Here is a 22,524-nt window from a genome sequence, read left to right as displayed (position 1 = left end):
ACACATAACTTCGATAAAAATTATTCATCGTCACGAGTTAAAGATTGACTTGTCGACCACAGGGCAAAGCTGTAACTTGCGCCCTCCTTAGTGCGGTGCTGTCAATGTGGATGCGATAATTGTGCCGCCGGAGCTGTAACGATAGTGTTGATTATTCAATCGGTTCTTATAAATGTGAGCGGAAAAAATTCGCAGAGCAGCTATCGTTTTACTTGAGTTAGTGTCAACGACTGGCGCGCTCACTCCATCATACCGAAATACACTATCCGGGGCATTGACAGAGATGACTGACAACAAAGCAGCTCGACCAGCACAGGTCGAAGAATCAAACCAACCTCAAGCAAATGCAATGACGACTGTCGGCTGGCGTGAATGGGTGGGCCTTCCAGAGCTAAACATCTCTGCAATTAAAGCCAAAGTGGACACAGGGGCAAGAACGTCGTGCCTACACACTTTTGGTATTGAAGAATACGAAAAAAATGACGAAAAATGGGTGAAATTTTGGGTTCACCCAATTCAAGATGACAGCGTAACAGAGCAAGAATGCCACGCGAAAGTCATCGACATGCGAACAGTTCGCGATTCGGGCGGTCATGAGACCTTCCGTTATGTCATCCTAACAACATTAATTATTGGGAAGATGCGCTACCCAATTGAGATGACATTGACAGCACGCGATAACATGCAATTTAGAATGTTACTGGGACGAACCGCTATGGAAGGCCGACTATTGGTCGATTCAGAAGCATCATTCATCGTTGAAGCGCCACAAGGTTAAGTTTATGAAAATTGGAATTCTATCTCGCAACGCAAACCTTTACTCGACCCGTCGCCTGATCGAAGCGTGTGAAGCACGTGGGCACGAATACAAAATCATTGACGCACTGCGCTGTTATATGAATATCAACTCAACACAACCTTCAATTCATCTAATGGGTGAAGATCTGGTTGGTTTTGATGCGGTTATTCCACGTATCGGCGCTTCAGTCACCTTTTATGGTTGTGCTGTGTTGCGCCAATTCGAAATGCTAGGCATCTACACAGTGAACGATTCTGTCGCTATCTCACGTTCACGTGACAAGCTACGTTCGCTTCAATTGCTGTCTCGTAAAAATATTGGTATGCCCATCACAGGTTTTGCGAGCAAACCAGGCGATATTAAAGACCTTCTTAGCATGGTTGGTGGCACGCCTGTTGTTATCAAACTGTTGGAAGGCACGCAAGGTATTGGTGTGGTTTTGGCTGAAACACGTAAAGCGGCTGAGAGTGTTATCGAAGCGTTTATGGGTCTGAAAGCCAACATCATGGTGCAGGAATACATCAAAGAAGCAGGCGGTGCTGACATCCGTTGTTTCGTTATCGGTGACAAAGTCATCGCGGCGATGAAACGTCAAGCTCTGCCAGGCGAATTCCGTTCAAACCTTCACCGTGGTGGTAGTGCGTCACTTGTTCGCATTACACCTGAAGAACGTAAAACAGCGGTTGCTGCAGCGAAGGCCATGGGCCTACACGTCGCAGGCGTTGATTTACTGCGCTCTGAGCGCGGCCCCCTGGTGATGGAAGTTAACTCGTCGCCAGGTCTAGAAGGGATCGAAACTGCAACCGGTAAAGACGTTGCAAGTTTGGTCATAGAACATATAGAGAAAATAGTCTCTTCTCCGAGGACAAGGACACGTGTCAAAAGCCAATAATAAAAATAAAGCATTCGAAATTGGCGGGGTAACCATCCCGCCAGGCGAACGTGCAAGCGTTGAATTTGAAGTTGCAAAGCTTTACACACACTCTCCGCTGTCGGTGACAGCGGAAGTCATCCATGGCAAAAAGCCCGGCCCCGTTCTTATGATTAACGCGGCGATTCATGGTGACGAGTTAAATGGTGTTGAAGTTGTTCGTCAGACGCTAGAACGCCTAAACCCAGCCACACTGAAAGGCACTGTTATTGCCATTCCTGTGGTGAACGTGTTTGGTTTCATTCACAAGTCACGTTACCTTCCTGATCGCCGAGATCTCAACCGCTGTTTCCCAGGCTCTGAGCGCGGTTCGATTGCAGGTCGCATGGCATACCAGATCTTCGAACAGATCGTACGCCGATGCACCCACATTATCGACCTGCACACGGCAGCGATTTACCGTACAAATTTGCCTCAAATCCGCGCTAATCTGGCCAATGAAGAAACCAACGAAATGGCGGTTGCTTTCGGTACCCCTGTGGTTATCGATGCTGCACTTCGTGAAGGCTCACTGCGCTCAGAAGCGGAAAATATCGGTATTCCGGTTATTACCTATGAAGCAGGTGAAGCACTACGTTTTGAACCTTACGCGATCACTGCAGGTGTTAATGGCGTTAAACGCGTTATGCAACATCTGGGTATGATTCGTAAAAGTGCTCGCAAGTCAAAAGTGGAGCCGGTTATTGCTCGTGCTACGCGTTGGTTGCGTGCAGAGTCAGACGGTATTTTACGCTCACATGTTTCCCTAGGTCAGCGTGTTAGCAAAGGCCAGTTGTTAGCGTCAATCAGCAGCCCAGGCGGCAGCGAAGAAATCCAGACCATTGCCCCGCTAGGTGGCATCATCATTGGTCAGCAAACGTTGCCGTTGGTTAACGAAGGTGACGCGATTTTCCATATCGCTTACTTCGAAGAACCTGATCGCTTGGTAGAACAACAAGTAGAACATTACTTGGATGAAGTGACCGACGATGCAAGTAATGAAATCAAGTTTGGTATTGGCGTTCAATAAGCCATCCCATCATTGATTGAACACTTCAGGATAACCTCGTTTCTGACAAGTTATCCTGCATGAAAGAGCTGTCGTTCTCACGCAGCTCTTTTTTTTGCCTGCTCCTTGCCGACACCCCGCGTTCTCCCTCAGTTTCCGCACATCAGAATTTAACATTTTATAAACATCTCACCAATGAGACAAAAACCATGCTCAACAGGTGGCTAATATGTAATCGACATCAGAGGACTGACCAGAGGTAATTATTGTGAAAGGATTCATACTGTCACTGCTACTCGCAACGGCGTCTATATCAGTTTTTGCAGGCTCAACCACCAGCGGCACCTCCACCACCGGCTATACACAAACAAAGTATCCCATCGTATTGGTTCATGGCTTATTCGGGTTCGACCGCATCCTTGGCGTCGATTATTTTCACGCGATTCCCCAAGCCTTAACGCGAAGCGGCGCAAAAGTCTTTGTCGCACAAGTATCAGCAACCAACAGCTCCGAAGCGCGTGGCGAACAACTCCTTCAGCAAGTTCGTTGGGTACGCGCCGTCACTGGTGCACAGAAGGTTAATCTGATCGGCCACAGTCACGGCAGCCCAACGGCTCGCTATGTCGCTTCAGTCGCCCCGCAGTTCGTGGCATCGGTAACCAGCGTGGGGGGTGTGAATAAAGGTTCTGAGTTTGCTGACGTGGTAAGAAAAGCATTCGCTCCGGGCTCTGCAGGCGAAGCCTTGGCGGTGAGTGCAGCTCGTGGCCTTTCCGGTTTGATTAGCGTGTTATCAGGCGGCAGTCATCTTCCTCAAGACCCGCTGGCTTCCCTCCAATCTTTAACCACCAAAGGTTCGCTGGCGTTCAATGCCAAATACCCCGAAGGCATTCCAACGTCTCGATGCGGAGAAGGTCGCTACCGTGAAGCCAATGGTGTCTATTACTACTCATGGTCTGGTACCAGCACTGCCACCAACATTCTTGATATTACCGACCCTGCATTGTTTGTGACTGGCCTGTTTTTTTCAGAGCCTAACGATGGTCTAGTCGGTCGCTGTGCAACGCACTTAGGGCGCGTTATTCGTAGCAACTATCGCATGAATCACTTGGATGAAGTGAACCAGTTCTTTGGTCTGCATCACTTGTTTGAAACCGATCCCGTGACCATTTATCGCCAACACGCAAACCGGCTGAAACAACAAGGTTTGTAAAAATAGAGCAGCATCAAAATAGGAGTACGCCATGCGCATTAGCTTTACGACTTACAAGATTCTTCTACTGCTCGTGGTCGGTATCATCTTTGCCGTGCTTGTATTGGTGTACTCCGACGATGAAGGCGAAGAGCAGGCGCAGGTTCAATCTCACTTAGGGACAGAGGTTGATATCTCTTCGGATCGCGACACGTTCGAATATTTCCTCTCGACGTTAGGCGAACAAAATCTGGCGCAACTTAATGAGTCCTACGCCGAATTTTCAGCTACATTGAGTTTTGGTGAACGCCAAAAAGTTTTGTTTGAAAAATATCAAGCCTATCGCCAATCACTCGCTCTTATCACACCGCCTCAATCACTGTCTGGCATCGATTATTTGCAGTATATCCATCTTCAAAGTCTGTTAATGCAATCTGAGCATTTCAGTGAAGAAGAGCAAAAGCGCCTGTTCTATGAACAAAACCTGACACGAGAATTGGCAATTAAGCGGCTAGAAATAGCACTACTGGGGCTGGATGAAGACAGCTACCAAGCGCAATGGCAAGCTGAGCTAGATCAGCTAACACCTGATATGAAAGAAAGCTATGAAAACGCAGCACTCGTCGGGCAGCTAAACCGTGTATTTTCACTCGACGACACAACCAAGTCTGAGCAAATTCGCAATCTAGTGGGAGAAGAAGCAGCGATACGCCTTGAAGCACTTGAGGCCGAAGAAGCCGCGTTTAAACAAACGTTTGAGCAGTATCTTGTCGAACGCGGTGACATACTGCAACAGTCTTCCGCATCTCGATATGAACAAGATCAGGCACTCGCAGCGCTTAGACAAACACATTTCTCGCCAGAAGATATCCGCCGCGTTGAAGCGTTAGAGATCATAAACGATCAAGACAACTAGTCTGCGAGATAACTTACGCGGGTGTGTCGCCAAGCCAAGCCAAGCCAAGCCAAGCCAAGCCAAGCCAAGCCAAGCCAAGCCAAGAAATTGTGTCAGCACACCGCCATAGCGTGGAAAGAGTGGCGCTATTGCAAATGGTGGGACAGTGCAAGCAGCGACACGCGGAACCGAACGTGTTCCCCGAATCTCTGGCTAACACGCTGGCGTGCGTGCTCCGATTCATCAACGACTTCAACCGCAACAACCTCATCAAATTCATCGACATATACGCGTAGATTACCAATGTAGACAGTTTGGTCATCAACACGCACTAATACGGTGAACCACTCTGGAAGTGCCAAGGTCACATAACGTAAATCGCCCTCTTCACGCAGTGCGCGCTCTAACCCCGTCAAAACATGGGTTTGCTTGGGAATCGCAATATAAAACGGGACGTTCCAGTCAGCCAACAGTCCAAGTTGACTGTCCGATGTGGATAATTCTCGTGCTTTATTCAGGGAGTCGGAGACATTAGCATCTACCCAAACGAGCACTCGCTCACCATCAAATGGCATGAAGGTATCGGTTTCTTTTTTCAGCGAAGCACCAATAACGGCAGGGAGCACAGAGATACGACCGACAAGAACAACCTCATCATCTTTGATCTGAGAGAAATCCATCAACGTATCTGTCGTAGAGTTTGAGGACGAGCATCCTCCTGCTGCCACAACCAACAAGACCAGCCACGAGCGAAGCACGGACAAGGAAAACAACTGTCGGGTGAATGAACGAAGATAATGCGCCATCGTTCAACCTTAGTACAAATCACCACGTACCGAGATCACATTGCAATGAAATAAACAATGAACCTCGACGGTCTTTTCATTCACCACATATGTGAAATCACAATTGTGGGTTATCAATATCAATAGATAGGAAGGTGACACAATGCTTAACTGGGAGTCTGTATTAACCACAGCGAAACATGGTAACCCTACCCCTCCACGTCGGGTTGAAAAAACAGAAGTGGAATGGCAGGCCGAGCTAAGCGAAGAACAATTCTATGTCACGCGTAAGCACGGCACAGAACGACCATTTAGCTCGGAAATGTGCGGGATTTTCCAGCCCGGCATTTACGCCTGTGCATGTTGCAACACTCGCCTTTTCGATGCCCAAGAGAAGTTCGATTCTGGCACTGGCTGGCCTTCTTTCACTGCGCCACTCGAGGAAAATGTCGTGGCATATACCATGGATATCTCACATGGCATGACGCGGATTGAAGTCACGTGCAATGTGTGCGACGCACACCTTGGACATGTTTTCCCTGACGGCCCCGAGCCCACCAGACTTCGCTACTGCATTAATGCTATCGCGATGAACAAAGAAGACTAACAAGCCTGTGCCAACAAAGGCGTAATAACAAAAAAGCCAGCCCGACATCGGGCTGGCTTTTGAGGTTTTAGAGAAAGGCTGAATTAACGATCAGCTTTCTTTACGCGGATCTTGCTCTTCGCAACATCGCTGAGATTCAGGCTAGCAATCGCTGCTTTTGCTTCATCTTCATTTGGCATTTCAACAAACGCAAATCCTTTCGATAGACCCGTCTCTTGGTCTAGAACAAGCGTACATTCTCCCACTGAACCGTGTGCAGAGAAAAGAACACGAAGTTCATGTTCAGTCATGGTGCGCGCTAGGTTGCGAACTAAAAGTTTCATATTAAGCCGTCTGATATAAAAATTACCTCTGAATTGTCTCAGGTAACCCTGAGCAAACCAAGCAAAGAATCGACACATCGGCCGTTCGTTGCTTTTTTGGTCCAGTTTTGTCTTTAAATATCACTTGGCGAAGGGTTTTCGGCGCAACCTTGGTATCTACTTAAACAAAAGGTCAGGTGAAAGAGTAAAAAATGTATTGTCTCGGTAGCGATAAGCCTTCTTTTTGCCGTACCATACAGCAGCAAAAATACTCACAGCGAGCGCAAGGCGAAAATTCATGAATGACGACGATATCCTCACCAGCGAACATCTTTTAGAGATCGTTGAAAACCAGCTCAACGACAATCATCCGAAAAAAGTAAAAGAAACATTGATGCGTCTTCGTATGACAGGTTCTTCACAAGAAGAAGCCATTGAATACATTGCGTGTGCGTTAATGGTCGAAGTCTATGATGTGGCAAAAGGTGGCGGTGAATTCAACCTTAAGCGCTACCAAGAGCATTTGGATATGCTGCCAGAAATGCCATGGCAAGATGATTTAGAAGACTAACAATCACAATTAAAAAAGCGCCCAAGGGCGCTTTTTTACTGTTTCTTGTTCTATGCCGCCTGTTTCCGGCCCATATTTAATCAGATTGGTATTAGACCGTCTGGACAGGCAATCCACTCATACCATTACCTTCCAACCAGTAAAGCAGGAACACATGACAAACCACCACAACGGCGGTTAGCACAGCGCGCATTAATGTGTACCAAAACGGATATATCCCCTTAAACATCAGTCCGACTTCCAACGCAAACAACACCACAAAAGAAGCGATCAGTAAGTAGAGGGAATAGGGATAAGGCATCAGCAATGCACCGACCGCCACCAAGGAGAAAACAATCCCCACGGTGAGACCATTTGTGGGTTTATCTGGTTTTGCTCCACTGATCGTCATTCCCCATACCGCACCAGAAAGAAACGCCAGAATCACCGCGCTATAACTCAAGAAGGTATGGATCAAAGCGCCCTGCCAGTCAGTCGGCCATATGGGCAGCAAAACGCCGAAAGCTATAAATGGGACCAGTCCCATTGCGCCATAGATAAGTGCTGTCTTTTTCATGTTCAGAACTCTCATGTTGGTTACGCAGTCGGTCTACGTGAGATCACGCCTTTGGTTTATCAATCAAGGAGAAGTGGATGACCTTCGGGGAGCTGTTTTTGAATCCAAAGCACCAACTTGTGCTTCATGTTTGGGCCATCTTCTTTATCAGACGCAAGGGGAACAATCACTTTATCATCCACCAACAGGCGGTAGATGCATTCAATTTTTATCTTATTAGACGTCCCCTCATCGAAGGTAATGTACCCCCTTGTTTTGGCGTACTGTTCGCCAATGCTTAGCGCCTTTTTCAGTAACTGAGCCTCGTGCTTAATTTTTTTCATTCTTTCACTCCAGCGTAATTCCTCGAACCAGCATATCAGAGACATAACTATACTCAAACAGACTCAAGAGAGGTGTGCATCTAAGTAATAACGATTAGGGAATAGGAAATGATGGGTCGCAACTGGCTGATGACATCGGAAGTGGTCGTTAACATAATGTCAAAAAACTACAAAACGGCTTTTAGAGAGAGTCATCGCTTTATTGATTAAGAAAATTAACAAATAAATAGTGATATAGATCACTTTAATTTTCTAATAAAGACATGAAACATTCATTTTAGTGATATTTGTCACAATAAATATCACTCGGAGAGAAGCTAAAACTGTGACAAGAGTCATCTTTAAATCCCCGCCCAAATGTTGACTTTTTGTTAATTTTTAATTTGGAATAAAATTACACATCAAATGCGAGAGAGGTCTCACTTTTTTCGGAGGGTACGGAGTAAATAACGTGACATTGATCAAAAAAAACCCGTCATCGGCGTCTTTAAGCGTTTGTGTGGTAATTTGATGTTGACGACAAACAAACCAGCGGTTTTGGCGAACCGCTTTACACAATTTAAAGAAACTTCAAACGGGTAACATTTATGATATCACCAGATGTGAAGATCAAAGTACAAAATTTTGGTCGGTTTCTCTCAAATATGGTTATGCCTAACATTGGCGCATTTATCGCGTGGGGCATAATCACTGCACTTTTCATCCCAACCGGTTGGTGGCCTAACGAAACATTGGCCGCAATGGTTGGCCCAATGATCACCTACCTACTCCCTCTTCTTATCGGTTATACCGGTGGTAAGTTGGTTGGTGGCGATCGAGGCGCTGTAGTAGGTGCAGTCACCACGATGGGCGTTATCGTTGGTTCAGACATCCCTATGTTTATGGGCGCGATGATTGTTGGTCCTATGGGCGGCCTAGCAATCAAAACATTCGATAAGAAAATGGAAGGCAAAGTCAAAAGCGGCTTTGAGATGTTGGTTAACAACTTCTCATCCGGCATCATCGGTATGTTGTGTGCGATTGTCGCATTCTTCCTGATTGGTCCATTTGTTAAAGTCGTTTCTGACATGCTGGCTTCTGGCGTTAACTTCCTTGTAGAAGCTAATCTCCTCCCTCTGACTTCCATTCTTGTAGAGCCAGCGAAGATTCTGTTCCTCAACAATGCGATTAACCACGGTATCTTCTCCCCGTTGGGTATTCAGCAAGCTGCGGAAACGGGTAAGTCTATCTTCTTCCTGATTGAAGCAAACCCAGGCCCAGGTCTTGGTATTCTTCTGGCTTACATGTTCTTCGGTAAAGGCATGGCGAAACAAACCGCTGGCGGCGCATCTATCATTCAGATCTTCGGTGGTATCCACGAAATCTACTTCCCATACGTATTGATGAACCCACGTCTTCTTATTGCTGCGATTGCTGGCGGTATGACAGGTGTGTTCATTCTGACCGTCTTCAACGCTGGCCTAGTATCACCTGCATCGCCAGGTTCTATCTTCGCGATTCTGTTGATGACGCCTAAGAGTTCACTGGTTGGTGTGCTGCTTTCTGTTGCCGCTTCTACCGCCGTTTCTTTCTTTGTTGCCTCCGTATTGCTGAAAGCACAGGGTGAGACTGATGAAGACGGTGATGAGGACGCACTCAACAAAGCCACATCACAAATGAAGGACATGAAAGCGACGTCTAAAGGCGCAGCAGTTGCTCAAAAATCGAGCGGCAACGTGAACATGGCTGATGTGAAAAGCATTATCGTCGCATGTGATGCGGGTATGGGCTCCAGTGCCATGGGCGCAGGTCTGCTCCGTAAGAAAGTTGCTGAAGCCGGCCTCGAAATCTCTGTTACCAACGTCGCCATCAACAATCTGCCTGCAGATGTTGACGTGGTTATCACGCACTCAGATTTGACTGACCGTGCTCGTAAACATGCAGAACACGCACACCACATTTCGTTGAAGAACTTCCTCGACGGTGACGTTTACAACAACTTGGTGACGCAACTGCTGGCGGCCCAAGGCCCAAAGGCGGCAAATGATGCTGAGTACATCAAAAAACCTCTACTCGCGGCGAATGAACCAACACTGCAACCAGAGCCAGTGCCAGCGTTCCAACTAGAGAAACAAAACGTCCATTTAGCGCTTCGCGCTGATAGCAAAGAAGAAGCGATTCGCTTTGCGGGCGAGCGTTTGGTTGAACTGGGTTACGTTGAGCCAGAGTATGTGGACGCAATGTTCGAACGCGAGAAGCTGGTTTCTACCTACCTTGGCGAATCAATCGCCGTGCCGCACGGCACGATTGAAGCGAAAGATAAGGTGAAGAAAACCGGTATCGTTATTTGCCAATACCCGGCAGGTGTTCAGTTCACTGATGACGAAGACGATGTTGCAAGACTCGTTATTGGCATCGCGGCGAAAAACGACGAACACATCCAAGTTATTACCGCAATCACCAACGCGTTAGATGACCCTGATGCTATCGAACGTCTCGCTTCAACGAGCAGCGTAAACGAAGTTCTGGAAATTCTATCGGCTTCTGAGGCTGCATAAGGCCAGTAGAACCAAATGAAGCCAGCAATTGCTGGCTTCTCATTTAGAACAAGATGTTGGTGAGGTAATAACAATGAAAAAAGCAGTACATTTTGGTGCTGGCAACATTGGACGCGGCTTTATCGGTAAACTACTTGCCGATTCGAACGTCGCCGTCACGTTTGCCGATGTCAATGAACCACTCATTGATCAATTAAGCCATGAACAGAAATACAACGTGCGCGTGGTAGGCACTGAAAGCAAAATTGAGTCAGTTAGCCACATTTCAGCGGTTAACTCGATGAGTTCAGATGTGATAGACCGCATTGCAACCACTGACATGGTGACCACAGCCGTAGGCGCAAATGTCCTCGACAAGATTGCTCGCACCATTGCCGAAGGCTTAAAGAAGCGCTTTACCGATGGCAATGAATCTCCGCTAAACATCATTGCTTGCGAGAACATGGTGCGTGGTAGCACTCACCTAAAAACTGAGGTTTACCTGCATTTGAGCGAAGAAGAACAAGCGAAAGCTGAAGAGTACGTTGGGTTCGTCGATTCTGCCGTAGACCGTATCGTTCCCCCGATGGATGCGGCGAACGACGACCCACTTGAAGTCACGGTTGAGAGCTTTAGCGAATGGATTGTTGATGACCAACAGTTCAAAGGTGAGATACCTGCGATTATCGGCATGGAGCGTACCAGTAACCTTATGGCGTATGTCGAGCGCAAGTTGTTCACGTTGAACACTGGGCATTGTATTACGGCATACCTTGGTTGCCTTTCTGGTTACAGTACCATTCGTGAATCCATCAGTGACGCGGTCATTCGCACAGAAGTGACACAAGCTATGATGGAGAGCGGCGAAGTCCTTATTCAACGGTATGGATTTGATCGCGATAAGCACTATGCCTACATCGATAAAATCATCGAGCGCTTTGCAAATCCCTTCCTTGTTGACGAAGTTGGACGAGTTGGTCGTGAGCCCATCAGAAAATTAGGCCCTAACGATAGATTAATCAGGCCGTTACTCGGTACAATGGAATACAGCACGGACAATCAAGCGCTATTGAAGGGCATTGCAGCTGCATTGAAATACACCAATAGCTCAGATCCGCAAGCTGTAGAGCTTCAAACTTATTTGCAAGAACACGGTGTAGTCAAAACGCTTGCGCATTATTGTGGCCTAGAAGAAACGAGCAAAGAGGCGCAAAGCATTGAGTCAATCTACCACCAGCTATAGCGTCAAACGTCCAAGTCCGGACAATGACAAACGGGAGCGAAAGCTCCCGATACCAAGGAAGAACACCGAACCGAGAATGGTCGCACCAATAGATGAAACTCAAATTTTAGAGAGGCTGAATAGTGCACTGTCTGTGCGCGGCTTTTTTATTGCCTCTGTCGAGGTCTTTAATGATGCTATCGATTCCTTGGTACAACGGATTTTTCGCAAAGATGATTTTGCGGTGACATCCGTCGTCGGCCCTTTACTAGATAGCACTGGTCCGCTCGGCGATCTTTCTGTGCGCTTAAAACTACTTTATGGATTGGGCGTGCTGCCAGACGCAGCCTACCAAGACATCAATGATATTATTAAGTTGCGTAATCAACTCAACAGCGATGGTGAGGAGTACACGTTCACCCATCCGTTCATTCTCAATGCCATTAAGAAGCTTCACTTATCTGAGAAAATGGGAATGGTGAAATTAGATGAGACACAACCCGATGATGACATTGACTTGGAGTTCTACCAACTTCAGCTTAAACGTCAGCAGCAGATGATTGTGTCTGGGCTTTCTCTGGCCATTGTAGAAATCTGCAATGAGCTGAACAAAGAGAGTCCCTTTTAGCGCTCGCGACCAAACACATCAGAGAGAATGCAAGGATGCATACTCTCGACACCCCACATTGCCTTCCCCGTTTTTTGTTCTACGAAGCACGTTCTGCTTCAATACCGCCATCAAAACAGTGCCCTCACTCCTCAACTATTTGTTTTCTTCTCAGAGGCACATTGTTCATTGTTGCTTTTAAGACGGCCTGTAACCGTAACCCGTTTTAGGATGTAGGTAAGGGTTTTCGCCCAAAAAAAAGGAGTGACATCGTCACTCCTTTTTCAGTACTGAACTTATCTGCTCAACGTCTCTTTAACGGCGATCCTTTGGCTTGCGGCCATTCGGAGCACCACCGCTGCGATTGCCGTCTTTGCGAGAGCCGTCTTTACGAGAACTATCATTTCGAGAGCCATCATTACGTGAACGATCATTCTGTGGGCGACCACTCGGGCGAGGACGCTGCTTATGAGAATCATCACGGCCAGAACCACTCGGACGCGCGTCTTCGTTACGCGATCTTCCGTCATTTCTCGCGTTGTCACGCTTCGGTTTGTCGTTACGGTTGTCATCTCTACGACCGTCGCGGCGACCATCACGACGTGCGTCGCCTGAACGCTCGCCACCTGAGCGATCGCGGTCTTGGCGAGGCCCATCTTGGCGAGAAGAGCCCGGACGTGAGCTGTTTGTGCGCCCACCGTCATTACGCTGACCACCCTGTCGCGCGCCATCTTTCGAGAATGAACGTTTGTCGCCACGACCGCTGCGAGCAGCAGGCTTCGGCTTTGCGAATGAAATTTTGCCGGAACTCAAGTTCTGTTTTGCCGCTTCGCTAGCTGCACTTTTTACATCGCCGTTGCCAATGCCTTCCTCAGAAAACGCAGCATCAGGTTCAAAGGTGCTTTTTGAATCAACAACAGCGGTATTAATCTCGTCCATTTCTTCTGCGGTCAGTTCACGCCATTCGCCCAGCTTCAATGTTCCCAAGCGCACATTCATGATGCGAATACGCTTAAGCTTGGTCACTTCAAACCCTAAATATTCACACATGCGGCGAATTTGGCGGTTCAAACCCTGCGTTAGAATGATTTTGAAAACAAATTTACTTTGTCTTTCTACCACACAAGGTTTGGTTACCGTGTCGAGGATTGGAATGCCGTTTGACATCAACTCAACAAACTTCGGTGTGATTGGGCGATCCACGGTTACAAGGTATTCTTTCTCGTGGTTGTTGCCCGCACGAAGAATCTTGTTCACGATATCGCCATCACTCGTCAGGAAGATCAAACCTTCCGAGGGCTTATCTAAACGTCCGATAGGGAAAATACGTTTTGGGTGGCCAATCGCTTCCACAATATTTCCGCGCACATTTCGCGCCGTCGTACAGGTAATACCGATTGGCTTGTTGTAAGCAATGTAAACGCGATCGGCTTTGCTTTCAGGCACTTTATCGATGCGTTTGTTGTTCACCATGACTTCATCGCCCGGCAACACTTTCGTGCCAAGCTCAGGGACAATACCGTTGATGGTGACTTTTTGCTGCTCAATGAATTTGTCTGCTTCGCGACGCGAGCAAAAACCAGAATCACTGATGAATTTATTTAGACGTATTCCGCTACTTGTGTTCACAAACGTTTCTTATCTCAAATAGTACTGTTCTCGCACAGCCAAACTACCTACTCACTTCTGCCATGCGCAATGGCAAAGCTTTTCGGTGGCTGACACGGGTATAACCGCTAATTATACGTTAAACCAAACCCTGCAAGATAGCGGGATACAGGCTTTTATCTGTTCCAATCGCCTTAACCACCCACCCTCGTGTCGTTTATCACCAAAAAGTGTGTGCGATTCTCTAAAAATCTGATGCAATTTCCCGACTCTGTGCTTTAATGCGCAGCCATTGTCATCTCACTTATTTGAGGCAATCACTGTGAGCCAAGCACCCACTAAAATTACCTTCTTTGAATGGCTGACGCCGCTTGTTGCGTCAGGTAAGAAAACCATCACGATCAGAGATGAATCTGAATCTCATTACGTTCCCGGCACACGCGTTGATGTTCATACGCTAGAGCAAGATGCTTACGTCTGCCAAATTGACATCGTATCGGTCGAAAAGATTGGCTTTGATGACATCAACGAAGAACACGCAGCTCAAGAGTTCATCGCGCTGGATGAGCTCAAGCCGCTGATCCGCGAAATCTACCCGAACGACGAAGATTTCTACGTGATCACCTATACGTTAGTGAGCGAATAAGCCCCTCTCGCCACATAACGAAAGAGACCCGCCCTTTGGCGGGTCTTTTCATTTGTAAGCCGATGTACAAACACGCACCTCCCTTCCGCATGCGCCATTCGGCTTAAAAAGGAAAGGAGATACACTGAGATTGCTTGGGTCAGATAGAGGAGCGAACATGGTCTTGCTTCCTGAAATGGAAGGCTACGTCGAGCGCTTACGTGTGCTGCATTGGGTAATGGCAGCCATGCTAACGGTGATGCTAATCACTGGATTTATTAGCCCTCAACTGTCAGACATGAGCGCCGTCAAATGGTGGATACGTGATACCCATGAATCCATCGGATTATTGCTATTCCCTTTGTTCATGATGAGGTGCTGGTTTCGCCTGAGTGCGACAACGCCAGATTGGAACACCTACTCGACATCTTATATCGCCGCACTATCACGCTCGGTGCATGGGAGCTTCTACCTCTTAATGCTTGCCCTACCTATCTCTGGTTATTTGACCTCACACCCTTATGGGATTCAATTTTTCGGGGTCTATGTTGTTAACTACTTACCGAATGCAGTGAGCGACGCGCTACTTATGAAAGGTGATCCCGACTTTGCACTGGCAGGTCACGCCGCTCACTATCATAAAGATTTCGCGATTGTGCTTTGCCTGTTAATCGCTCTCCACGTAACTGGAGCGTTTAAGATACACACCAAAAAATAACGCCGACACAATGGTCGGCGAATCATCATCGGAGACATTCCGACTTGCCTGTGTTCAGGCCACTGTTGATAAAACGTCTTTTAGTGCATCGAAGAAAACATCGATCTCTTCTACTGTGTTGTAGTGCATCAAGCCCACGCGCAAGATGCCGCCTTTCGCTGTCACGCCAAATGCGTCTGTGAGTCTATCGGCATAGAGGTGACCGCTCCAAACATAGATTTGTCGACGACCTAAGGCTTCGGCAACCACCGTTGGGTCACAATCACCAAATCTCAGCGCAAACGTCGCCGTGCGTCCTTCCACCTGATCGACACCATATAATTGCACATTATCTAGCTGCTTTAACTGCGCCAAGAAGTAGGCTGATAAGGTCATTTCATACTGCTGAATATTGTCATAGCCCGACGCCAATCGTTCGCGAAGTGTTTTATCTTCGCCTTCATCGCCCAGCGACGCTAAGTATTCCACCGCGGCGACAAATGCGCTCAGTGCTTCAAAGTTCAGTGTGCCAGTTTCCCAGCAATTAGGCGCTTGTGTCGGCGCAGGCTCGACTTTGTAAGGACGAATTGATGAGAGCCATTCATGCTTTCCGTACAAAAAGCCAAGGTGAGGACCATAGAATTTGTATGCAGAGCCCGCTAAAAAATCAACATCTAACGCGTGCACATCCACCAGCTCATGAGGCAATAGATGCACCGCATCCACAAACACTTTCGCGCCCACGTCGTGGCTCATTGCAATCACGGTTTCCAGATCTGTCAGGGTGCCCGTGATGTTGCTTGCGGCCGTCACCGCCACCAGTCGAGTGCGGCTATTGAGTAAGGCTGCCAACGCATCTAAATCTAAGGTGCTGGTGTTATCGACAACAGGAAGATAATGAACAGTTACCCCCCTGTCTTGCGCCGCCATGATCCAGCTTGATCGGTTGGCACCATGGTCAGCCATAGAGACAATCACTTCATCGCCCGCTTGCCATTCTTGGCTAAGTGCGCGGCTAAAAGAGAAGGTCACCGACGTCATATTTGCGCCAAAGAAAATGCTATCTGTCGAAGAAGCACCCAGCAACGCAGCTGCACTGGCACGCGCACGATCCACCAGCGATACCGTTTCCTGACTGACCTGAAACTTACCGCCTAAGTTCGAGTTCCCGCTACGAAGATAAGCACCAAATGCATCAATCACCGAATCAGGAAGCTGGGTGCCACCTGGGCCATCAAGGTATACAGGAGAAACACCATTAACTGTTCGCTGCAATGCCGGAAACATTCCGCGCAGTTGTTTTACATTGTCTTGATTAAGCGGTGAATACGAAGACATCGCGGACTCCCTCTTTGCCTGCCTCGCTCGACAGCGTTTCTGAAATATGGTGGTAATAGCGCTGATCATCGAGGATAACGAATTGATTAGGCTCTAATACAGTGTTTAAGTGCGGATGCTGTTCAACCGGAGAGGTATAGATTTGCGTAAATCCACCCGCGATATTTTGGCGCTGTACACAGAAAATACCGACGAAACGGAATCCGTCTTGATGAATGCCTTCTGGCGCGGGGGCACTGGTATCTTGTGCGGAGCAGGTTACGCGGATTTGGTGAACATCTACATCGCCACTCGTCACATCCAAACCTGTTGCCGACGCAAATGATCGCAATAGGTGAACAAATTCAGGAAGCGCCACCATGTCATCATCCATCGGTGCAAAGTGACGCTCAACGTCCCCAACAACCCGATTCACATCTGAAGACTGTATAAATGATTGATGAGGTAAGCGTGATATTTCGCCGCTATCGTTTAGCGCAAAGCGCGCATAGCTTCTAAAGCGAACATCACTGTCGACATAGGGGTCTTTACTCAGTTTGGCAAAGTAAGGAAGCAATGTTGACGATACTTCTTCCGGTGTTTGGAAAGCTTCGATCAGAAATTTATTTTGCATCTTTCATTCCTTGAGAACCGTAGCAGAACCCAACCTGTTATCAGATTGTTAAAGAAATCTTATGCCACCTAACAGTCACATATCAAGCTCAAAAAGCCAATATAGTTTGATAATCCAGTATTAAATGTCACATATGAGTAAGCATGACATATTCCGATAGTTTTGCTTCTGCCACTGGCATTTTGTACCACGCTTAGAAAGCGGCTCAACCAACCTCAAGATACAGGGGGTCAAACTGCTCCTTCTGTTACTTATACCTAAGTAAACTAAAGATGCAGGACTCCGGTTGCTTGGGTATATACCCCTCAATTCTGTGGGTTGTTATTTAGCCAATGCTCAATCAATATGCGAGTTGGACGCGCTGGCAGTAAAGCAAAGGAAACAAATCAAGAATGAGTAAGCAGCAAAACGACACAGACGAATTAACATGCCACGTGTTCTCTACGATCACTGCGATTGCGGAAAACGAATGGAATGCACTTCTGCCCGATGATTATCCGTTTGCTCGTCATGCATTTTTCGCCACCCTAGAACAGAGTGAAGTCATAGGTCGTAAAAGCGGTTGGCTGCCTCAGTATTTAGCTGTTTACCATCAAGATGAACTTGTTGGCGCCATGCCTTGCTTCTTAAAAACGCACCCCTATGGTGAGTATGTGTTTGATTGGTCGTGGGCTGAAGCCTATGAAGATGCAGGCATTGAATACTACCCCAAGCTAATTTGTGCGATTCCCTTTACCCCCGCTTCTGGCGAGCGTCTTTTTGTTTCAAAGATGCATGATCAACGCACGGTGATCACCTATCTGCTCGGCGGCATGCGTTCACTCGCCGATCAATTGGGCTGTTCAGGTACGCACATCCTATTCCCAACCAAAACGTCACTCTCATCCATGACCCATCGTGGGTATTTAGAACGACGTGCTGTGCAGTTTCATTGGTTCAATCGGGACTATAAGACGTTCGACGATTTTCTAGCCACATTGACGTCACGCCGACGGAAGAACATTCGCAAAGAGCGAAAGAGCATCGTGGCGCAGGACATCAATATTCAAATCCGAGAAGGCAGTGATATTTGTCCATCAGACTGGCAAACCTTCTATCGTTTTTATCAGAGAACCTATTTAAAACGGTCGGGGCATTCTGGATATCTCAATCAAGATTTCTTTGAACAACTAGGCGCATCGCTGAGTGACAGCCTCGTTCTCACACTGGCTTTTGTCGACGAAGAACCCGTCGCGGGCGCGCTGTATTTTAAATCGAGTGATACCCTTTATGGGAGGTATTGGGGATGCTTAGCGGAGTACGAAAATCTCCATTTCGAGCTTTGTTATTACCAAGGTATTGCTTATTGCATTCAACATGGTCTTCAGCGTTTTGACGCAGGGGCACAGGGAGAGCATAAATTGATGCGCGGGTTTGAACCCATCCTCACCTACTCTGCCCACTACTTAGAACACCAAGGCTTCCACCAAGCTATTGGGGATTACTTGCAGCGAGAGCATGGTTTGATTCAGCAGTATTTAGAAGATGCCAAAGCACACCTACCCTATCGTGTGGAGTCTTAACGCCCTCGAAGCGTTGTATCCTTTAGCGCTCACCCACTCAGACAACGCTCCGCGAGCCGCCTCCTCATAGAAAAACGGGTTGGCTAGTTAACCAATTTAGGCCGACGTAACTCTCTGAAATGTTGCTGTCGGTTTCGGCCTTGCGCTTTGGCTGCATAAAGCGCTTTATCTGCTTCTTCAAACAGGGTTTCGAGAGAACCTGATGCTCGATTAGGTGACATCGAAGCGATACCAATACTCATCGTCAGCCCGGCATTCCAAGGAAACGGTAATTTGGTAAACCTCATACACACACGATCGGCAAGACACACTGCATCCTCGGCGCTTAATTCAGGGCAAACAATCAAAAACTCATCACCACCCCATCGCCCAATATGATCCACCTTTCTGAAGACATTGCGAAGATGGTCAGCCGTCATCACTAGCCCCTCATCTCCCGCAGTATGACCTTCGCTATCGTTGAGAACTTTGAAGTGGTCAAGGTCGATAAGTAGCACCGACAAATCCCGGCCATATCGCTTGGCGCGTTTCACTTCAACATCGAACAATTGCTCCATCGAGCGGCGATTTCGAAGATTCGTCAATAGGTCGTACTGAGACTCTTTTTCAAGCTTTTTGTGTTGGGATAGGTCGCGGACAATGGCGATATTTCGATACGTTTTTTTGTATTGGAAAGAGGCAATAGCGATAGACAGCGGCATGGTATGACCCGTCTTAGACAGGCCTCGTACTTCTGTGGACGAATCGGACATCAGTCTTGTCCTATCTGAATCAGAGAATGATTCGCGATATGTAACATGATCTTTGCGCAGAGAATCATCCATTAAGCTTTCTACGGTCATCCCCTTCAATTCACTTTCGCTGTAGCCAAAAATTGCTGTCACCGCATGATTGGCGCGCAGAATGATGCCCGTTTCGTCGACGTATAGGCACCCGTCAGGAGAAGAGTCAAAAATGGCATCCGTCTCTCGGAGTCGATAGAACAAACGCCTCGCGATGACCGACACAGACATCGCAAGGATCAGGATAACCAGTAAGGGAAATGAGGAGGAGATGTAGAGCCAAAATTGGTTCTTTTCATTACTGTCATTGACCTTCTCATATTTCGAGAAAACATTTGATAGTAAATCCGAACGAAGGCGAGTAAGGGCATCCCGAGCACGAGTATCATCGACCCTAACCTGCTTATCAACATCGACTGCAGGTGCAAACTTCAACTCCAAATAGATCTGATTGAGCTGTTTAAAGTACTCATTCAACGTACCTTGAACAATGATGAGGTCGTTAACATGGGCTTCTGACAGATCCGAGAGCAATAATTTGAGCAGTGCATCGTTAGCTTCCCAATAGCTATCGGTGGCCTCGACATAGTAATAATCAGTTCTTCTCAATACATAGTTTTTGAAATGATGAATAAACCCCAAATAGCCGAAACTCCTCTCCAATGCCGCCAACTCAAGGGCCACATTCACCTGTTCTTGTGATTCTGAATGCCACTCTTCGTTCAGCGTTTCAACGTAGTTAGATTGATTAACGGTATAGGCAATGGAAATCGCCAACATGGCGATGCATAAAACAGCGAGCGTAATATTGAGGTTTCTGTTCGACATGGCTTCCAGCAAATTATCTTATTTTTTAACCATATGAAGTTTAGTAGAGAGAATGGAACCATGTTTTTTTACACAGCAGAGTGCGACGCATCACCACAATCAGATGCAGCAAACTGAAATTGAAAACTGATTCTGTAACAAAATGGGATGACGATGAGCAGAGCGGAATTGAGAAAAGAAACGATCAGACCAGGTGGGAATCAACGCCCCACATCAAAACCAAGCACCGACGCACAAAAACAAAAAAGGTGGCCTTAGCCACCTCTTAAATTCAGTTACGCGTTGTTATGCGTTGCTATGCGAAGAAATCAAACGCCACTTAGCCTTCGTTTGATTGCAGCTTAGCTTTCACAGCGTCGATACGCTTGCCCATGTATTCTCTGTACTTGAAGTAGCCGTAAGTGGCGACCAAAGAAAAGAACAAGTAAGACAATGCAAAAATAAACGGTGATGTCAGCAAATCTCGTTCAACACTCCACATCACACCAAATACTGTGATGCCCATCTTAACTGCGAAACCCGAAATAAGCATGAGGAGCGCCAATTGAGGGTATTTTGTATGGCGAAAACTCAGCCAGTAACAACAACCTACCGCTAAGGTCGCTAGTGAGAATCCCACCATGTACGAGTGGAAATGATCACCAGCTAGAATGCCGCCAACAACCGAAAGAAAAATAACCGCAAAGAAGGCCATCTCAACTCCTACAACAAGAAACAATGAACGTATTGAGCAATTTTTGCTCGTTGATGCGTATTTTTGCACACTTTGTAGCCAGTTGCTAAAGTTGCAAATATTACATTCTCGTAACATTTATTCTCTAATTCATACCCTTGGATATCATGAAACATCTATTTATCTTCGAGTTAGCATCAAAAAGGCGCGTTAATAATTTGTTGTTTTGTTACCCATGGAAACATATTGTTACGATTTAGATTAATTTATTTGCGACACAGCTACTGTTACCGTTCTCCGTGCGCCATTTTTTTGCCTTGGCATGGCCTAAATATCTCGGCCTTGCTATCCGAATTTGCTGACATTGTTCATCATTCTGTTCACTGTCAACGAAGTTTCACTTTACATATGTTATTTCATATATATGATTTTCCGCATATGAATTTTTCAACGCATTCCGTTTTCACGAAAAGATAAGTAAGGATCAAGCATGACAATCAAAATTGGCATCAATGGATTTGGAAGAATGGGCCGCCTCACGTTTCGTGCAGCCTTCGATCAAAAAGATGTAGAGTTTATCGCGATCAATGACCCTGAAGGCGATGCAGCGACACTCGCGCATCTGGCGAACTTCGACTCTGTACATGGCCGCTGGCATCACGAAGCTCGTGCAGAAGGAAATCAAATCACCGTCAACGATACTGTGATCACCTGTAGCCAAAATCGTGCCATTGAAGATACCGATTGGTCCGGTTGCGACATCGTTATCGAAGCTTCAGGCAAAATGAAAACCAAAGCACTGCTAAATGCTTACCTCGAGCAAGGGGTAAAACGCGTAGTAGTAACTGCTCCTGTCAAAGAAGACGGCGTACTTAACGTGGTTATGGGTGTTAACCACGAAGACTACGAGCCAGAAAACCATCCGATTGTTACCGCCGCATCATGCACAACAAACTGCTTGGCTCCTGTTGTTAAGGTCATTCACGAGCAGTTGGGTATTGTCCATGGTTCAATGACCACCATTCATGACATTACTAACACACAGACCATCATTGATGCGCCTCACAAAGACCTTCGTCGTGCACGTGCCTGCGGAAGCTCACTCATCCCTACCACCACAGGTTCTGCAACTGCGATTACGCACATTTTCCCTGAACTGAAAGGCAAACTTAACGGCCATGCAGTTCGTATTCCGCTGACGAATGCATCACTGACTGACTGCGTTTTTGAAGTCAGCCGCCCGACCACGGAGCAGGAAGTTAACCAAATGCTCAAAGAAGCGGCAGACGGCCCTCTTAAAGGGATTATGGGATACGAGGAACGCCCATTGGTGTCTATCGATTATCGTACAGACCCACGCTCAGGCATCATCGACGCGCTATCTACCATGGTGATCAACGGCACTCAGGTTAAGCTTTACGTGTGGTACGACAATGAGTGGGGTTACGCAAACCGCACCGCAGAACTCGCACTGATGGTTGGTCGCAAAGATAAAGCGGCACAATAG

The 22,524-nt window shown here is 47.1% G+C and carries 23 protein-coding genes; 14 read left to right on the top strand and 9 right to left on the bottom strand.

The window, feature by feature from the left end; translation table 11 throughout:
* Positions 1 to 349 precede the first annotated feature (349 nt).
* From Q365_RS0114190 to Q365_RS0114170, 5 genes are all read left to right on the top strand, one after another.
* A complete protein-coding gene (locus tag Q365_RS0114190; RefSeq protein WP_322786738.1) occupies positions 350 to 778 on the top strand; it encodes an ATP-dependent zinc protease family protein in 429 nt (142 codons plus the stop codon).
* A gap of 4 nt (positions 779 to 782) precedes the next feature.
* Entirely contained in the window at positions 783 to 1,691 is a 909-nt protein-coding gene (gene rimK, locus Q365_RS0114185; protein ID WP_028023965.1) for a 30S ribosomal protein S6--L-glutamate ligase, read from the top strand.
* Positions 1,675 to 2,739: a succinylglutamate desuccinylase/aspartoacylase family protein gene (locus tag Q365_RS0114180; RefSeq protein ID WP_028023964.1), complete on the top strand. Its 1,065-nt coding sequence runs from the start codon at positions 1,675 to 1,677 to the stop codon at positions 2,737 to 2,739. The genes rimK and Q365_RS0114180 overlap by 17 nt, the downstream gene beginning before the upstream one ends.
* A 247-nt stretch (positions 2,740 to 2,986) precedes the next feature.
* A complete protein-coding gene (locus Q365_RS0114175) occupies positions 2,987 to 3,928 on the top strand; it encodes a lipase family alpha/beta hydrolase (protein WP_035025052.1) in 942 nt (313 codons plus the stop codon).
* 31 nt (positions 3,929 to 3,959) lie between these two features.
* Positions 3,960 to 4,823, top strand: a complete 864-nt coding sequence (locus Q365_RS0114170) for a lipase secretion chaperone (RefSeq protein ID WP_028023962.1) — start codon at positions 3,960 to 3,962, stop codon at positions 4,821 to 4,823.
* A 125-nt stretch (positions 4,824 to 4,948) separates the two neighbouring features.
* Here Q365_RS0114170 and Q365_RS25735 read toward each other — a convergent pair whose 3' ends face one another.
* Positions 4,949 to 5,608, bottom strand: coding sequence for a hypothetical protein (locus tag Q365_RS25735; protein ID WP_051563797.1), 660 nt, complete (start codon positions 5,606 to 5,608; stop codon positions 4,949 to 4,951).
* Between the two features lie 142 nt (positions 5,609 to 5,750).
* On the opposite strand from Q365_RS25735, the gene msrB reads away from it, so the two are divergent.
* Positions 5,751 to 6,194, top strand: coding sequence for a peptide-methionine (R)-S-oxide reductase MsrB (msrB, locus tag Q365_RS0114160; RefSeq protein ID WP_028023961.1), 444 nt, complete (start codon positions 5,751 to 5,753; stop codon positions 6,192 to 6,194).
* A gap of 83 nt (positions 6,195 to 6,277) precedes the next feature.
* Here msrB and Q365_RS0114155 read toward each other — a convergent pair whose 3' ends face one another.
* Positions 6,278 to 6,517: an RNA recognition motif domain-containing protein gene (locus Q365_RS0114155; protein ID WP_028023960.1), complete on the bottom strand. Its 240-nt coding sequence runs from the start codon at positions 6,515 to 6,517 to the stop codon at positions 6,278 to 6,280.
* Positions 6,518 to 6,794: 277 nt separating this feature from the next.
* Between Q365_RS0114155 and Q365_RS0114150 the strand changes: the two genes are divergently transcribed.
* Positions 6,795 to 7,067, top strand: coding sequence for a hypothetical protein (locus Q365_RS0114150; protein ID WP_028023959.1), 273 nt, complete (start codon positions 6,795 to 6,797; stop codon positions 7,065 to 7,067).
* Positions 7,068 to 7,158: 91 nt separating this feature from the next.
* Here Q365_RS0114150 and Q365_RS0114145 read toward each other — a convergent pair whose 3' ends face one another.
* Positions 7,159 to 7,623, bottom strand: a complete 465-nt coding sequence (locus tag Q365_RS0114145) for a DUF3429 domain-containing protein (RefSeq protein ID WP_028023958.1) — start codon at positions 7,621 to 7,623, stop codon at positions 7,159 to 7,161.
* Between the two features lie 59 nt (positions 7,624 to 7,682).
* The gene (locus tag Q365_RS0114140; protein ID WP_028023957.1) at positions 7,683 to 7,946 is read right to left on the bottom strand and encodes a DUF5062 family protein; all 264 of its coding nucleotides are present in this window, start codon (positions 7,944 to 7,946) and stop codon (positions 7,683 to 7,685) included.
* A gap of 587 nt (positions 7,947 to 8,533) precedes the next feature.
* Here Q365_RS0114140 and Q365_RS0114130 point away from each other — a divergent pair.
* From Q365_RS0114130 to Q365_RS0114120, 3 genes are all read left to right on the top strand, one after another.
* Entirely contained in the window at positions 8,534 to 10,483 is a 1,950-nt protein-coding gene (locus tag Q365_RS0114130) for a PTS mannitol transporter subunit IICBA (protein WP_028023956.1), read from the top strand.
* Positions 10,484 to 10,556: 73 nt separating this feature from the next.
* Complete coding sequence (locus Q365_RS0114125) at positions 10,557 to 11,705, top strand: mannitol-1-phosphate 5-dehydrogenase (RefSeq protein ID WP_028023955.1); 1,149 nt, start codon at positions 10,557 to 10,559, stop codon at positions 11,703 to 11,705.
* A 76-nt stretch (positions 11,706 to 11,781) separates the two neighbouring features.
* Entirely contained in the window at positions 11,782 to 12,312 is a 531-nt protein-coding gene (locus Q365_RS0114120) for an MltR family transcriptional regulator (RefSeq protein WP_028023954.1), read from the top strand.
* A gap of 294 nt (positions 12,313 to 12,606) precedes the next feature.
* Here Q365_RS0114120 and rluF read toward each other — a convergent pair whose 3' ends face one another.
* Positions 12,607 to 13,920 (bottom strand): 23S rRNA pseudouridine(2604) synthase RluF, encoded by a 1,314-nt coding sequence (rluF, locus tag Q365_RS0114115; RefSeq protein WP_028023953.1) that lies wholly within the window; start codon positions 13,918 to 13,920, stop codon positions 12,607 to 12,609.
* A gap of 301 nt (positions 13,921 to 14,221) precedes the next feature.
* Here rluF and yqfB point away from each other — a divergent pair, with 301 nt between their 5' ends.
* Entirely contained in the window at positions 14,222 to 14,545 is a 324-nt protein-coding gene (gene yqfB, locus Q365_RS0114110) for a N(4)-acetylcytidine aminohydrolase (protein ID WP_028023952.1), read from the top strand.
* Positions 14,546 to 14,702: 157 nt separating this feature from the next.
* Complete coding sequence (locus tag Q365_RS0114105; protein ID WP_028023951.1) at positions 14,703 to 15,242, top strand: cytochrome b; 540 nt, start codon at positions 14,703 to 14,705, stop codon at positions 15,240 to 15,242.
* A 54-nt stretch (positions 15,243 to 15,296) separates the two neighbouring features.
* Here the strand turns inward: Q365_RS0114105 and Q365_RS0114100 are convergent, their stop codons facing one another.
* Together Q365_RS0114100 and Q365_RS0114095 are read right to left on the bottom strand one after the other, a co-directional pair.
* The gene (locus Q365_RS0114100; protein ID WP_028023950.1) at positions 15,297 to 16,559 is read right to left on the bottom strand and encodes a cysteine desulfurase-like protein; all 1,263 of its coding nucleotides are present in this window, start codon (positions 16,557 to 16,559) and stop codon (positions 15,297 to 15,299) included.
* Positions 16,537 to 17,172, bottom strand: a complete 636-nt coding sequence (locus Q365_RS0114095) for a 2OG-Fe dioxygenase family protein (RefSeq protein WP_028023949.1) — start codon at positions 17,170 to 17,172, stop codon at positions 16,537 to 16,539. Before Q365_RS0114095 ends, Q365_RS0114100 begins: the two co-directional genes overlap by 23 nt.
* Before the next feature lie 392 nt (positions 17,173 to 17,564).
* On the opposite strand from Q365_RS0114095, the gene Q365_RS0114090 reads away from it, so the two are divergent.
* Entirely contained in the window at positions 17,565 to 18,734 is a 1,170-nt protein-coding gene (locus Q365_RS0114090; RefSeq protein WP_028023948.1) for a GNAT family N-acetyltransferase, read from the top strand.
* Positions 18,735 to 18,817: 83 nt separating this feature from the next.
* On the opposite strand, the gene Q365_RS0114085 is transcribed toward Q365_RS0114090, so the two are convergent.
* Both Q365_RS0114085 and Q365_RS0114080 read right to left on the bottom strand, forming a co-directional pair.
* Positions 18,818 to 20,344 (bottom strand): sensor domain-containing diguanylate cyclase, encoded by a 1,527-nt coding sequence (locus Q365_RS0114085; protein WP_028023947.1) that lies wholly within the window; start codon positions 20,342 to 20,344, stop codon positions 18,818 to 18,820.
* 319 nt (positions 20,345 to 20,663) lie between these two features.
* Positions 20,664 to 21,038 carry a hypothetical protein gene (locus Q365_RS0114080; protein WP_028023946.1) on the bottom strand — a complete coding sequence of 125 codons (375 nt, stop codon included), beginning with the start codon at positions 21,036 to 21,038 and terminating at the stop codon, positions 20,664 to 20,666.
* Positions 21,039 to 21,507: 469 nt separating this feature from the next.
* Between Q365_RS0114080 and Q365_RS0114075 the strand changes: the two genes are divergently transcribed.
* Positions 21,508 to 22,524: an ArsJ-associated glyceraldehyde-3-phosphate dehydrogenase gene (locus tag Q365_RS0114075; protein WP_028023945.1), complete on the top strand. Its 1,017-nt coding sequence runs from the start codon at positions 21,508 to 21,510 to the stop codon at positions 22,522 to 22,524.

It is taken from the genome of Enterovibrio calviensis DSM 14347 (assembly GCF_000621165.1).
Lineage (GTDB): Bacteria > Pseudomonadota > Gammaproteobacteria > Enterobacterales > Vibrionaceae > Enterovibrio > Enterovibrio calviensis.
The sequence above is the reverse complement of the archived record's forward strand: the minus strand, read 5'-3'. Positions and strand labels throughout refer to the sequence as shown.